Source organism: Leptolyngbya sp. AN02str, from assembly GCF_050565595.1.
Taxonomy (GTDB): Bacteria; Cyanobacteriota; Cyanobacteriia; order Elainellales; family Elainellaceae; genus Kaiparowitsia.
On record NZ_JBNXVR010000002.1, the window covers coordinates 241,298 to 254,200 of the forward strand.

Annotated in this window: 12 protein-coding genes; 1 reads left to right on the forward strand and 11 read right to left on the reverse strand. The window is 53.6% G+C overall.

The window, feature by feature from the left end:
- Positions 1–103: 103 nt before the first annotated feature.
- The 11 genes from ACQ4M4_RS02795 to ntcA form a co-directional block, all read right to left on the reverse strand.
- Complete coding sequence (locus tag ACQ4M4_RS02795) at positions 104–2,254, reverse strand: polyribonucleotide nucleotidyltransferase (protein WP_430682933.1); 2,151 nt, start codon at positions 2,252–2,254, stop codon at positions 104–106.
- Between the two features lie 462 nt (positions 2,255–2,716).
- On the reverse strand, positions 2,717–2,938 hold the full coding sequence (locus ACQ4M4_RS02800) for a hypothetical protein (protein ID WP_430682934.1): 222 nt from the start codon (positions 2,936–2,938) through the stop codon (positions 2,717–2,719).
- Between the two features lie 167 nt (positions 2,939–3,105).
- Positions 3,106–3,822: a DNA/RNA nuclease SfsA gene (gene sfsA / locus ACQ4M4_RS02805; RefSeq protein WP_430682935.1), complete on the reverse strand. Its 717-nt coding sequence runs from the start codon at positions 3,820–3,822 to the stop codon at positions 3,106–3,108.
- 257 nt (positions 3,823–4,079) lie between these two features.
- Complete coding sequence (locus ACQ4M4_RS02810; RefSeq protein WP_430682936.1) at positions 4,080–4,208, reverse strand: hypothetical protein; 129 nt, start codon at positions 4,206–4,208, stop codon at positions 4,080–4,082.
- A gap of 9 nt (positions 4,209–4,217) precedes the next feature.
- Positions 4,218–5,804, reverse strand: coding sequence for a bifunctional pantoate--beta-alanine ligase/(d)CMP kinase (locus ACQ4M4_RS02815; RefSeq protein WP_430682937.1), 1,587 nt, complete (start codon positions 5,802–5,804; stop codon positions 4,218–4,220).
- A 130-nt stretch (positions 5,805–5,934) separates the two neighbouring features.
- The gene (locus ACQ4M4_RS02820; protein WP_430682938.1) at positions 5,935–6,732 is read right to left on the reverse strand and encodes a DUF362 domain-containing protein; all 798 of its coding nucleotides are present in this window, start codon (positions 6,730–6,732) and stop codon (positions 5,935–5,937) included.
- A 311-nt stretch (positions 6,733–7,043) separates the two neighbouring features.
- Entirely contained in the window at positions 7,044–7,178 is a 135-nt protein-coding gene (locus ACQ4M4_RS02825; RefSeq protein ID WP_430682939.1) for a hypothetical protein, read from the reverse strand.
- Between the two features lie 515 nt (positions 7,179–7,693).
- Positions 7,694–8,593, reverse strand: a complete 900-nt coding sequence (locus ACQ4M4_RS02830; RefSeq protein WP_430682940.1) for a cation diffusion facilitator family transporter — start codon at positions 8,591–8,593, stop codon at positions 7,694–7,696.
- Positions 8,594–8,710: 117 nt separating this feature from the next.
- Positions 8,711–9,133, reverse strand: a complete 423-nt coding sequence (locus tag ACQ4M4_RS02835) for a resolvase (RefSeq protein WP_430682941.1) — start codon at positions 9,131–9,133, stop codon at positions 8,711–8,713.
- 36 nt (positions 9,134–9,169) lie between these two features.
- A complete protein-coding gene (locus tag ACQ4M4_RS02840; RefSeq protein WP_430682942.1) occupies positions 9,170–10,564 on the reverse strand; it encodes a DUF3084 domain-containing protein in 1,395 nt (464 codons plus the stop codon).
- A gap of 265 nt (positions 10,565–10,829) precedes the next feature.
- Positions 10,830–11,501 (reverse strand): global nitrogen regulator NtcA, encoded by a 672-nt coding sequence (gene ntcA / locus ACQ4M4_RS02845; protein WP_430682943.1) that lies wholly within the window; start codon positions 11,499–11,501, stop codon positions 10,830–10,832.
- 441 nt (positions 11,502–11,942) lie between these two features.
- Here ntcA and fabI point away from each other — a divergent pair, with 441 nt between their 5' ends.
- The gene (gene fabI / locus ACQ4M4_RS02850) at positions 11,943–12,719 is read left to right on the forward strand and encodes an enoyl-ACP reductase FabI (RefSeq protein ID WP_430682944.1); all 777 of its coding nucleotides are present in this window, start codon (positions 11,943–11,945) and stop codon (positions 12,717–12,719) included.
- Positions 12,720–12,903: the final 184 nt, after the last annotated feature.

A 12,903-nucleotide genomic window follows, 5' to 3' on the forward strand; every position in this document is an offset into this window, starting at 1 on the left:
GCCTTAGAGCCAACGACCCAAGCGATAGTTTGGTAAAGCGGATTTGTTGGAAAGCTGGCTTGGGCCAGCCTCCAAACAATCGCAAATGCTTTACGCAACCACCCTAGGCTTCTGCGCTGGCGCGGGCCGCAGCCGCCTCATCAGGATGAATCCCCAAACGGGTGAGGTTAATGCGGCCACGCTGGTCAATTTCGCGCACCTTCACAACCACCTCATCACCCACGGCTAGCTCATCTTCCACTTTGCCCACGCGGTAGTCGGCAATTTGCGAGATGTGAACCATGCCCTCTTTACCCGGCAATATCTCTACAAATGCGCCAATCGGAATGATGCGCGTTACCTTGCCAACATAGACATCTCCAGCGCTGAGCTTGCGCGTCATGCCTTCAATGATGGCGCGGGCCTGCTTGGCCTTTTCGCCCTCGACTGCCGCAATGGTGACGGTACCATCATCTTCAATATCAATTTTGGCTCCAGTTTGTTCGGTAATGCCTTTGATCGTTTTACCGCCGGGGCCAATGATCATGCCGATCATGTCGGGATCGATCTTAATCGTGAGCAGACGAGGCGCAAAAGGAGACAGCTCAGGACGAGGCTTGTCGATGGCTTCGGTCATTTTGCTCAAGATGTGGAGGCGGGCAGCCTTGGCCTGCTTGATGGCATCGGCGACAACCGCAATGGGCAATCCGGTAATCTTCATGTCCATTTGTAGGGCGGTAATCCCGGTATCGGTTCCCGCGACTTTAAAGTCCATGTCACCCAAAAAGTCTTCAATCCCCTGAATATCAGTCAGGATACGGACTTCATCGCCTTCTTTGATCAAGCCCATAGCCGCGCCGCTGACGGGCTTTTTAATGGGAACCCCCGCGTCCATCAGCGATAGGGTAGAGCCACAAACCGACCCCATGGAGGTGGAACCGTTGGAAGATAACACTTCCGAAACGACCCGAATCACGTAGGGAAATTCCTCTTTGGGAGGCAACACGGGCACCAATGCTCGCTCGGCTAGGGCACCGTGACCAATTTCACGACGACCGGGCGATCGCATGGGTCGAGTTTCGCCAACGGAGTAAGGCGGGAAGTTGTAGTGGTGCATGTAGCGCTTTTCATCATCAGGATGCAAGTCATCCAGATCTTGCGCTTCGCCCGGAGTTCCCAGAGTGACCACAGAGAGGACTTGGGTCAGCTCTCGCTGAAATAGGGCGCTACCATGAACCCGCTGAGGCAGCAACCCAGTGCGACAGGTGATTTTTCGCACTTGATCGAGCTTGCGCCCATCTACGCGAACGCCGTCTTCCACGATTTGGCGACGCATCAGCTTTTTGGTCACGCTCTTAAACACGTTGGATAGGGCTTTGGGGTCGGCTTCGGCAGCAGCCCGTACAGGCTCTGCTTCACCCATAGCGGCGATCGCCTCTGCGACCGATTCCTTCACCACATCCAAAGCCGCATCTCGCTCGGGCTTGGTGTATTCAAAGTGCGCCAAGATTTCTTTAATGGCGTCTTTTGAGCGATCGGTGATGAAGTCTTCTAACGTGGAATCGACAACAGGCGGCTCAAGATGCACAATTTCAATGCCCAGTTCCGCAATCAGATCCCGCTGAGCTTGAATGAGATCCCGAACAGCCTCGTAGCCAAAGTCAATCGCCTCGATCATGTCTTGCTCGGGCAGTTGATTGGCTCCCGCTTCTACCATGATTACGCCATCGGGCGAGCCCGCCACCACCAAGTCTAGATCTCCAGCTTCAATCTCTTGGTAAGTGGGGTTAATGATAAAGTCGTCGCCAACCAGACCAACGCGGACCGCTGCCATGGGGCCATTAAATGGAATTTGGGCTAATAGAGTAGCGATCGAGGCTCCCGTTACAGCCAACACATCAGGCGGCACTCGCTCATCCATGGACATGGTGGTGGCCACAACCTGAATATCGTCACGTAGCCAGCCAGGAAAGAGCGGACGCAAGGGACGGTCAATCAATCGGCTGATGAGCGTTGCCTTTTCGGGGGGACGGCCCTCTCGCCGCAAAAAGCCGCCGGGAATGCGTCCAGCGGCGTACATGCGCTCTTCATAGTCCACTAGCAGGGGTAGAAAATCGATGCCTTCTCGCCCGGCCGCGCGAGTTGCGGTCACAAAAACTGCTGTATTTTCAGACTCGACTAGCACCGCCCCACCTGCTTGAGGCGCCAGTAGTCCAACCTTGAGTCGAATATCTCTTCCATCGAAGGATATTGACTTATTGATTTCTTCGATCATGTAGCAATATGTCCTTACCTCTTTTTTTCTTCTGTGGCAATCGTAGCATTGATGTTTGTAGGCGGAATCACCATTCCAGACAGGATTAAAAAAACCTGGATTGAGGTGATGAAGATTGACACAGGATGAGTGAATGAATGGGTTCCATTTTCTCTCGCGTAGGGGTTGATGTTTGCATTTGGTGATTCAACGTTATAAACGCTCAAGTTGTGTATTCACAAGCGGTTGAGCATCGGCGAGAGCGGGTATTCATCGCTATCAGGAGGACCCAAAAGCGGACTCTATTGGGCTTATTTCTAAAAGCTTTCTTAAGTCTATTGAGGTTTGTTTATCTAAGAAGAAGCGTTTGCTTTTAGGAGCAGGTTATGTAAAAAACAAGATATTTTTTTAAGTTTTGTGATGCTCAGCAACAAATTTGATGACAAAAAAAGGGGCGATCGCCCCGTTGAGTTCAGTTCGGAGTTAATTGTCTGGGTTAATACCACCTTCGGGAAACACCCATTTGGGTGGTTCTGTCATTTTGCGGCGGCGGGCAATTTCGGCAATTTCGTGCATGCGATCGAGCGATGTTTCTTGAATAAACTGAGTGGCTTGTTGACGAAACTCCTGGTTAGGGCACTTGTCTTCGCCGAGAACACAACCGTTCTTGCACTGTTCTGCACAGTTAATTTGGGTTACTTCCACAAGTTAGATCCTCTCAAACGATCGGCTATTCATGAAAATCCTATCGCGTGAGATAAGGTGTCGGGATCAGAATCTGGCTGTGGACGTATGGCTGAGGTGGCAGCACAGTGCAGGGAGCGATGCATCAGCGCTGGGTGGTTAGGGATAGGAACGGTTGAGTTGGGGGCTTAGTCCCAGGCGGGCTTGGCTAATCCCAAATATTCGACTCCGGTTAGGGTGTTGTTGAAGCGGCAGGGAAGAATTTCGACGCCTTGGGCGATCGCCGTTCGAAACAGGAGGCCATAGGTGGGGTCGGCGGCATCGCCAGGGGCAAAGTGGGTGCAGTCGCCTCGGTTGATGTAGTAGAGCATGATGGCGCGAGCGTTGGGCAAAAGGTCGGTTAGCTCTTGCAAATGCTTTTGACCACGGGTAGTGACGGTGTCGGGGAATAGGGCTAATGAGCCTTGTACCCAGGTGGTGTTTTTGACTTCGATGTAGATGGGGCGATCGCCCCCGGTCAGCAGGAAGTCAATCCGGCTCTTGTTGTCGCGTCCGTAGGGGACTTCGCAGCGAATGTCGGAGTAATCGCCAATTTCGGGAATCGCCTTTGCTTCGAGGGCGGCTTTAATAACACGGTTGGGCAGGCTGGTGTTGGTGCCAACGAGGGTGGGTAGGGTGTCGGTGAGTTCGATGAGTTCCCAAGTGTAGGCGAGGGTACGTTTGGGGTTGGTGCTGTGGGAGAGCCACACGCGGTTGCCGGGGAGGTAGACGCCGGTCATGGGGCCGGTGTTGGGGCAATGGGCAATGACGAGGTCTCCGGTTTCGAGTTCCACTTCGGCAAAGAACCGCTTGTAGCGCTTGATGAGGGTTCCTGGAACGAGGGGTGGAAATGGGTACAGCAGCATGGAGGAGGATTGGCAAATGAAACAACTGCAGGATGCGTGATTGTCAGCGATATATCCGAAAGCTTTTTTAATGTTGCTTGTTCAGGTCTTATGCCGTGGATTGAGGCTTACACCCTAGCCCCTAGCCTCTAATCCCTAGCCCCTAACCCAAAGACTCTACTCGGGGGACTTCCCCCCAATCCCCCGCTTTCTGGGGGACTCAACTCCCCCAACCCCCCGCAAGGGGTTGACGGCTCAATGCCAATCCGCGCTCCGGGTTAGGGCTGCAACGGGGTGGCGGAGGGGGGCGGATTGGGGTGAATGCTCGAACCGTGCCGAGACATCGGCCCTGCATTGTAGCTAAGGTTCATGCCAGGAAGAGGGGCGATCGCCTCTCTTCCTGGCATGAGGGCTGATTAGCGACGGCGGACGACTTGTTCACGGTAGAGGCTGACGATGTTGGCGACGACATCTTCGACGGCGAGGTGGTCGGTGTTGAGTTCGATGGCGTCTTCGGCTTTGCGCAGGGGGGCGATCGCGCGGCTGCTATCTTTTAGATCGCGCTCGTAGATGGATTTTTCGAGGGCTTCGAGGCTCACTTCGGGTTGGCCTTGCTCTTTGAGGTCGAGCTGGCGGCGGCGGGCACGCTCTTGCACAGAGGCGGTGAGGAAGATTTTGAGTTCGGCATCGGGAAAGACGTGAGTGCCGATGTCGCGGCCATCCATGACGACACCACCGCGACGGCCATAGTCTTGCTGCATGCGCACCAGAGCTTCGCGGACGGCGCGTTGGGCGGCAACAGCAGAAACGTTGGCGGTGACTTCGGCAGAGCGAATGTCACGGGTCACGTCTTGCCCATTGATCCACACTTTTTGGGTGGGGGCAGCCATACCTTGCTGATCGGCGTTTTCGAGGCGAATGTCGCACTCGCTCACGAGTTCGGCGATCGCAGGCTCGTCGGTAACGGCGATGCCCGAATCTAGTACGAGCCAGGTTACGGCGCGGTACATGGCTCCGGTATCCAAATACAAGAGCCCTAGCTCGTTGGCGACGCGGCGCACTACGGTCGATTTTCCAGCTCCTGCCGGCCCATCGATCGCCACAATGGGCTGGCGAGCTTGTAGCACAACGTTGTCAATTAAACGGGCGGAACCCAGATGGGCGGCGATCGCCAACAGTCCGGTTTCTTCGACTTTCTCCAGTGGCTTCATTGTTTTTGGGTGAACCAGATCGATGTATTGAGGTCGCACAACGGGAACCGTCGCTAGCTCGGCAGTAGCGGCGTTAATTAGCTCGTGGCGGTGCGTGATTCCTTGTTGAAATAATTGCTGTGCGCTGTTTAAGGCACGGTAAAGAATTGTAGCGTGCGATCGCTCCTCTGGAGATAAATATCGATTACGAGAACTTAAAGCCAAACCATCGGGTTCGCGCACCGTCGGGCAGGAAACCAGGGTAACGGGTACGTTCAAATCCTGAACCAACCGTTGCAAAATGGCGAGTTGCTGGGCGTCTTTTTGGCCAAAGTAGGCGCGATCGGGCAGCACGATGTTGAGCAACTTGGTCACAACCGTGGCCACGCCTTCAAAATGGCCAGGACGATGGGGGCCGCACAGCACGGCCATCATTTCGGGAGGAGGAACAACTTGGGTGAGCAACCGTTTGTCGGCGGGATCGGCAGAACTGTACAGTTCCGCCACAGAGGGGGCAAAGATGGCATCTACTCCAGCATCTGCGCACAGTTCGCGATCGCGCTCCAGGGTTTTGGGATAGCGATGAAAGTCTTCATTAGGGCCAAATTGCAGCGGATTGACAAAAATACTGACAACCACCACTTTGGTTTCGCGACGGGCCTGCTGCACCAAGCTCAGGTGCCCTTCGTGCAAGGCTCCCATCGTTGGCACCAATCCCACCACGGGTGCCCCATCCCGAAGCCGCTCTGCTGCGCCTTCTCGCTGTTGCCATACATAACTTCGCAATCCTGCGATCGTCTTGAACAGGCGCACCGTTTCCTCCAGGAACCCCTCGTATTCACCCAACTGTTGTTGTAACCTTTCGTAGTTTACTGAATTCTGAATCGCGCTGATTCGTTCAGGACAAGACGAATGGGCTTTCCCAAAAAAAGCAGGCAGTGCCTTAATCCTGTTGGGGCAGGGAATGTCGCTTGGCGATCGCCTCAATATAGCTAGGAACCGCTTCTCCACCCACATGGCAGGCTTCGCGATCCACCTGTAGCAAGTCATCCCCCCAAATCACTTGTCCGACAGGAACCGCATCACCCCGGTCTGGTTTCCAATCATGACTGACAAACTTTTGGTCGGCATCTACAACACCGCCATCAAACCAGTAGCCAATGCAGTCATATACATCTTGCAGGACTTGGGGAACCGAAGGACGATGCAACTGGCCGCGAGAGTTGGCGCTGCGCGCTTTGTAGCGCGATCGGGGAAACAAGCCATACAGATTCTTCAGCGATGCAGAAATGAGGGGTTCATTCTTCAGTAGCGTCCGTTTAAAGGCACTGACTGAGATTCGACAATCCACGTCTTGCAGCAGAGCCGGAGCCCACATCGTTTGAAAGCGCATGGGCCGGGACGATCGGTTGGGATACTCCAGCAGTGGCAGTGTATCCGCATCCAACAGCTGCATTCCCTCATCCATAACGTTGTACAGGCCATTGCGACCAGCAATCTCACTGAGAGAAACCGGCGAACACACCCCTTCCACAATCAAAATTTCGGCCGTTGGGCTAGCTTGGCGCAGCGATCGCAGCACCCCACCTAGTACACCCATACTTACCGTAACCGGCGGCTTTGCAGGGTATCCCAAATTTGGCTTGACCAAAATGCGCGTGGCATTCCAAGCAGCCTTGGGCGGCGTATAGACAAACTCTGGCGTTGCCGCGACCTGCACCGCGTGAACCAATTCCGGCATCGTTCTATCTTAAAAACACGTGTAGGGTGAGCCATGCCCACCCTACCAAAATCTGCCCCAAAGCGAACTCAGCCATCCAAAATAACCTGAGTTTTGAGTAAGCTGAAGTGCCCATTTTTGCGTGCGCGTTGCGCACGCAAAAATGGGCACTTCTGAAGTTTGCGCGGCGCGCAAACTTCAGAAAAGCTTTGAACCGAAACTGACGTTTCAATAGGACTTACGCACCTCATCCCAAAACCAGAGAATTACATGATGTTTGAAGTGCTTGGTACTCCAAACATCATGCACCTGCGTAAGTCCTGTTTAAGCAACTAGGCAACACGACCCTGACGACGCTGATGAGCCTTCCACCGCAGCAGCGCACGCTTCAAACCTGTAGAGCGCCGTTTGGGTTGCTCCACCAAAAGCCCTTGTGTTGTCGTAATTGTGGCGTACGTTAACATCATTCACTCCTCTACATGGCGGCATCATCATTGCAGAATGTTGACCGCGTGTTCAGTGACATGCTAGACACTGGCGATCGCCCCTCTACAGATCGGGAACCCGTCCTTGCCTAGGCGTAAAACCCGAACCCATTTCTGTAACAACCTGGAACCGATTACTAGCTGCCCGATCCCCACAGACGAGCCTCCTCACCCTTATCCCAAAGTCACCCGACAATCCCTCCCAGGTACGAGAACCAGCCCCCACATAAACCTGATCCCATCCCAACCAATGCGAAGCGACCCAACACCCCCACCGATAACCCCTTTGCCGAGGGAGGGTCTGGGAGGGACGGGCTGCCGTCTCTCCCAGTCAGGGGGTTTGGGGGGCGACGCGCCCCCAAGCCAAACCTATAGCCCTAAACATTCGTGCTCTGATACGTCTCAACATCGTCAGCCAAGAGCGTCAAAGAACCGCCCTCATCTCAAAGATCCGTCAACAACCGAAATAATCCAATTTGGGATTTGGGATTTGGGATTTAGTGGTCACCGTAGCTAATTTCATCCGAGCGGTACTGAAACGGCTCCACATGAATATTAATGCGGGCAGGACCATAACACTCATTCAGCCGATCCTCCACCGCTTCGGTAATCGCATGAGCCGTCACCACATCCGTTGCATCCACAATCAAATGCATTTCAATAAACACCTGCCGCCCCAACACCCCACGAGACGCAATGCTGTGGCAATTCACTACACCCGGCACCTGCATCACCGTATCGTGAATCGCTTCCGGGGCGATCGCCATCCTATCCACCAGCCACGGCAAATTTTCCTGCAAAACCGACCAACCACTCAGGAATACCAACAGCGCCACCGGAAACGACAGCACCACATCCAACCACTGAAACCCCAGCGCCCACACCCCCACCAAGCCACCCAACACACTAATCGTCACCCATACATCACTCATGGTGTGACGCGCATCCGCAATCAGAATGGGGCTACCAACACGCCGACCAACACGCCGCTCATAGAACGCCACAAAAATATTGAGACCCAACACCATTAACAGCAACCACAGTTCAAACATGCCAATCTGAACCGGATCGCTCCCGTTAAGAATGCGCCCCACCGCACTCTTCAAAATCTCGAAGCAAGCAATCCCCAAAAAAACCGCAATCCCCAACGCACCGAGCGCTTCAAACTTTTGATGGCCGTAGGGATGATCGCGATCGGGCTCAGGATTCGACAGTCCACTCGTGACCAATCCCAGCACATTATTCGCGCTATCGGTAACACTATGCAGCGCATCGGCCAGCACACTCAGCGACCCCGTTAGCGTGCCCACCATCACCTTAATGCCCATCACCACAATGTTGAGCACCAGAGTTAGCACCAGCACCCGTTGGACTTGTGCCCGATGATCTTTTTGCATGCCCAATCACCCACTGCGAAATCCAATTGCTAGGACTATAGCAGTCGGGTTAGGGAGATAGGAGATCCACCTAATCCCAACGAATCTCAAATCTAAGAATCCAAACTCCCAAACGGCTTACCCTGCATCAGTAAGGCGCTGTAAATACCGCTCAATCAGCAGGATGGCGACAATATCATCAATAGGGCGAGGGATGGTGCGCAGCTTTTGTGGAATCAGGGCTTGCAAGCCCTTAGGAGGAAACATCTGCCAATAGCGATCGCGTGCTTCCAACGTACTGTAGCGCTCGTCAACCAGAACCACCCGCAACGGTTCGGGCAGCTCGCTCTCAAGGCGAGTTTTCCAGAGCTTGGCCGTCGTTTGGTCGCCCATCACCAACAGCGAAATGGGGAACTGTTGACGAAGTTGAGAAATTCGAGCGATCGCCAACGTCGAAGGCACCACCTCATAAAACAGCAATTGGCGATCCAACCCCATCACCGCGAGGCCACACTTTAGCCGACCGGGATCAAACCCTAAAATGGCTGGTTGATCTGTCATTCGTTGACCTGTCACACTTCCTCTTCAACCACTGGCTTAAGGTTGCAGCAAACTTTCCGTTTCGGCTGTGCTGAACAGTACACGATCCCCACTGACAGCCAGCAGATCTAGCTGAGCAGGGCCAGCGGTATAAATGGGCTCCATCGCCACCGCTTGAATGCTAACAGGCTGATTGTAGACCCGAATCTGTCGAAAGAAGTTGACCACCGTTTCAGTGCGGCCATCGGCAATCTGCACCACCTCAGCCAGCAGCCCCAACTGGCGTAGGCGGAACTGCGCCGTACCAATGAGCAAGTTGAACTGCTCAACCAACGCTTCATCCGTAAGCCGTCGGGGATCAGCCGTTGCAGAAGCCACCACCTCACCAGTCCGCAGCAGCAGCTCATTGGGAGCCGCCGCCACAAAAACCTGAATGCAGTCCTCGCCTGATAGCACGCAGGGTTCGCCCACTACATAGTTGCCAGCCGACAGAATTCGCACCACATACTCACGCCCGTTTTGCAATTGCTCCACCAATTGCTCCACCTGGGCATTCGTGACCTGAATGACCTGCCCCTCAACAGCATTCATACCAGGCCGCACCCGCTGGGCTGCAAACCGATTGGCCTCAACCAAAAGCTGAATCACCGCTTGGGGTGCTGCCGCCGGAGTCACAACTCGCACGACCCCCGAAGACAAGGTTTGATTGCGCAAAAGGGCGACACTGCCCTGCCGCAAACCCTGAAATTCCCGTTCCAGCACTTGCACTTCTTGCGTAAGGTACTGCTGCTGCGCTTCTAGCTCTCGAAGTTGGGCTTCGCGCTCCGCAATGCGGCGATCGCGCTCCGCAATTTCCTCTTCTCGCTGCAAAATTTGCTGCTGGCGATCGGCCTGCAATTGTCGAATTTCTTCGCGCAGTGAGTTGGCCTGACCCGATACATTACGCAGCACCGCTTGCGCCTGACGGTAGCTGGTTTCAATTTGCTGTAACTGCGATTGGGTGCTACCGAGTTGGTCTTCAGTCACGCGCAACTGACCTTCAATCCGATCCCGCTGCACATTCGCCTCATCTAGCCGACGGTTAATGCTCGACAGCCGCCGCTGAGCCTCTTGCTGCTCATCCAGTGCAACATCAAGCTCGCGCTGAATGGTTTCCCGTTCACCCTGCGCCTCCCCTAGCTCAATTCGAGCATTGGCCAGATCATCTTGAATGCTCTCTAGCTCAAACACCCCAGTACGCAAGCGATCATCAATTGCAAACAAAATGCCAAACGTGACCGCAGAAATCAAAATCCCGGTCATGATCGTGATTAAGGTGGCAGTTTGCCGGGGACGCAGCCGAAACAAGCTCAGCCGTGCTTTACCAACTCGCATTCCCAGGCGATCGCCAACGGTTGCAATCACCCCTCCCAACACCAAAATCGCCAAAATTAAGACCAGCCCTGTGGTCATCGTCAGCTACGCAGAACTCAGATACAGCCTACTGCATTCTGATAAGAGATTTCAGGAAACGCGCAAACTCTTGCCACACCATTCAACCTGCGGCCCGCGTCGTCTTACTGTCAATCTCCTACCATCAAGCAGCCTCACCCCTAGAAATTGAGTCTCCTCCATTTCCAGTGTGACATTTACGGATCAGCCTATGAGCCAAAATTTGCGAAAAATGAGGATTTTCAGCTTTTTTGCCATCTCACCCATTCATTTAGCCAACCGCGCCCTACGTAAACTGCTGACTTAGCGCAACCGGGTTGTAAACCGTGATCTTCTTTTTGTGAATGGAAATCATATTGTCCGTTCGCAGGTCGCCCAGCAACCGTGTCACCGTCACCCGAGTCGAGCCAATCGCCTCAGCGATCGCTTGATGAGACAGCTTCAGGTCGATCATAATGCCATCCGACGTGGGCACCCCAAAGTCACGACACAAAATCAGCAAAAAGCTCACCAGCCGCGATCCCATATCCCGATGGGCCAACGTTTCAATCATCATCTCAGTTTGCAAAATGCGCGATGACAGACCCTTCAGCATCAACATGCTCAAGTCGGGATTATCCTTCAGCGCCTTTTCCACCTGCTCAATCGGAATCGACAGCAGCTCTACCGGAGTAAACGCCACCGCATGGTAAAAGCGATCGGCCCGTTGCCCTGTAATGAGCGACAGCACCCCAAACACACTGTTCTCTCGCAGCAGCGCCACCGTAATTTCTTCGCCCGCCTCGTACACCCGCGACAGCTTCACCGCTCCCTTCAGCAAAAAGTAAACCCGTTCCGCAGGGTCGCCCGGAAAGAAAATGGTTTTGCCTCGTTCAAACGCCTCCACCATTGGCGGAAACACGCCACCGCTCAACTGTCGGAAAACATCTGCCAACGGCTTATCTTGTGTCGCCACCATACCCCTCGCCTTCTCGGACCCTGTGAGAGTAGTCTTTTTATTAACCAGAAATCAGCCTACGCTTAAGAACAACTACACCATCGAATTGTGCCTAAGTGAGGAAATTTTGACTTTAGAACACTTAAACTAACTTTAGAAGAGTTTTTTGTATCCGATACTACACTTGATTCCTTCAGGAAGCCTGCATGAATACCAGATTTAGCGAAATCGCTCTTGACAAGAGATGCTGCAGACCGTTTTGTGGGCTTTGTCTATCAGGGTATAGCAAGCTACGGTAAATGCGTCATCTTTCGAGATTAGGGTTAGCGGATCGTGGCATTCCAATTCTCATCCAACCACATGAACTGCCACCCAACCCCTACTTTTAGATCCCCTTTTTCAGTATTCTTAATTCGCTGGCACATCTAAAAGCCCAAAAAAATTCATACCCTCCTAACGCCAATGCTGAATTTAACTGGAAAAAATGCCCTCGTTACCGGAATTGCCAACAATCGCTCCATCGCTTGGGGCATTGCACAGCAGCTTCAGGCGGCCGGTGCCAACCTGGGCATTACCTACCTGCCCGACGACAAAGGCAAGATGGAGAAAAAGGTTGCCGATTTGGTTGAACCGTTGCAGCCCAGCCTATTCTTGCCGTTGGATGTGCAAAACGATGGGCAGGTCGAGAGCACCTTTAATACCGTGCGCGACAAGTGGGGCAAGGTTGATATCCTGATTCACTGTTTGGCCTTTGCCAATCGCGATGATTTGAGTGGCGACTTTAGTAACGTATCGCGCGAAGGCTTTGATCTCGCGCTAAATGTCAGCGCTTATTCACTGGTGCAGCTCGCACGTGCAGCCAAGCCGCTCATGACCGAGGGCGGCTCTATTGTGACGCTTACGTACTTGGGTGGGGTGCGGGTGGTGCCCAACTACAATGTAATGGGCGTTGCTAAAGCGGCATTGGAAATGAATGTGCGCTATCTAGCCGCAGAAATGGGGCCAATCAATGTTCGGGTGAATGGAATTTCGGCTGGCCCGATTCGGACGCTAGCCTCCTCTGCTGTGGGTGGCATTCTAGACATGATTCATCATGTGGAAGAGGTGGCACCGTTGCGCCGTACGGTAACGCAAACAGAAGTGGGCAATGCGGCAGCGTTTCTGTGTAGCGATTTGTCGAGCGGCATCACAGGTCAAATTCTATATGTGGATGCGGGCTACGAAATTATGGGCATGTAGGCCTGCCCTGAAGAGGGGGATACAGGGCGCGCGCTGTATCCCTCACGCACACCTTTCATGCACAACCTCGTCATGCACAAACTGCCATAATAGATAGAGCAAATTGGGTTTGATGGTTGGCTCAGCCAAGTGCTCAATGACTGAGTTCTTTTCTTGGGTCAATTGGTTGAGCGAGTCTGCACGT

Bases quoted from the DNA above. Each gene is read 5' to 3' on its own strand.
- ACQ4M4_RS02795 (WP_430682933.1), bottom strand. From the start codon at position 2,254: ATGATCGAAGAAATCAATAAGTCAATATCCTTCGATGGAAGAGATATT.
- sfsA (WP_430682935.1), bottom strand. From the start codon at position 3,822: ATGCTGCTGTACCCATTTCCACCCCTCGTTCCAGGAACCCTCATCAAG.
- ACQ4M4_RS02810 (WP_430682936.1), bottom strand. From the start codon at position 4,208: ATGCCAGGAAGAGAGGCGATCGCCCCTCTTCCTGGCATGAACCTTAGC.
- ACQ4M4_RS02820 (WP_430682938.1), bottom strand. From the start codon at position 6,732: ATGCCGGAATTGGTTCACGCGGTGCAGGTCGCGGCAACGCCAGAGTTT.
- ACQ4M4_RS02825 (WP_430682939.1), bottom strand. From the start codon at position 7,178: ATGATGTTAACGTACGCCACAATTACGACAACACAAGGGCTTTTGGTG.
- ACQ4M4_RS02830 (WP_430682940.1), bottom strand. From the start codon at position 8,593: ATGCAAAAAGATCATCGGGCACAAGTCCAACGGGTGCTGGTGCTAACT.
- ACQ4M4_RS02835 (WP_430682941.1), bottom strand. From the start codon at position 9,133: ATGACAGATCAACCAGCCATTTTAGGGTTTGATCCCGGTCGGCTAAAG.
- ACQ4M4_RS02840 (WP_430682942.1), bottom strand. From the start codon at position 10,564: ATGACCACAGGGCTGGTCTTAATTTTGGCGATTTTGGTGTTGGGAGGG.
- ntcA (WP_430682943.1), bottom strand. From the start codon at position 11,501: ATGGTGGCGACACAAGATAAGCCGTTGGCAGATGTTTTCCGACAGTTG.
- fabI (WP_430682944.1), top strand. From the start codon at position 11,943: ATGCTGAATTTAACTGGAAAAAATGCCCTCGTTACCGGAATTGCCAAC.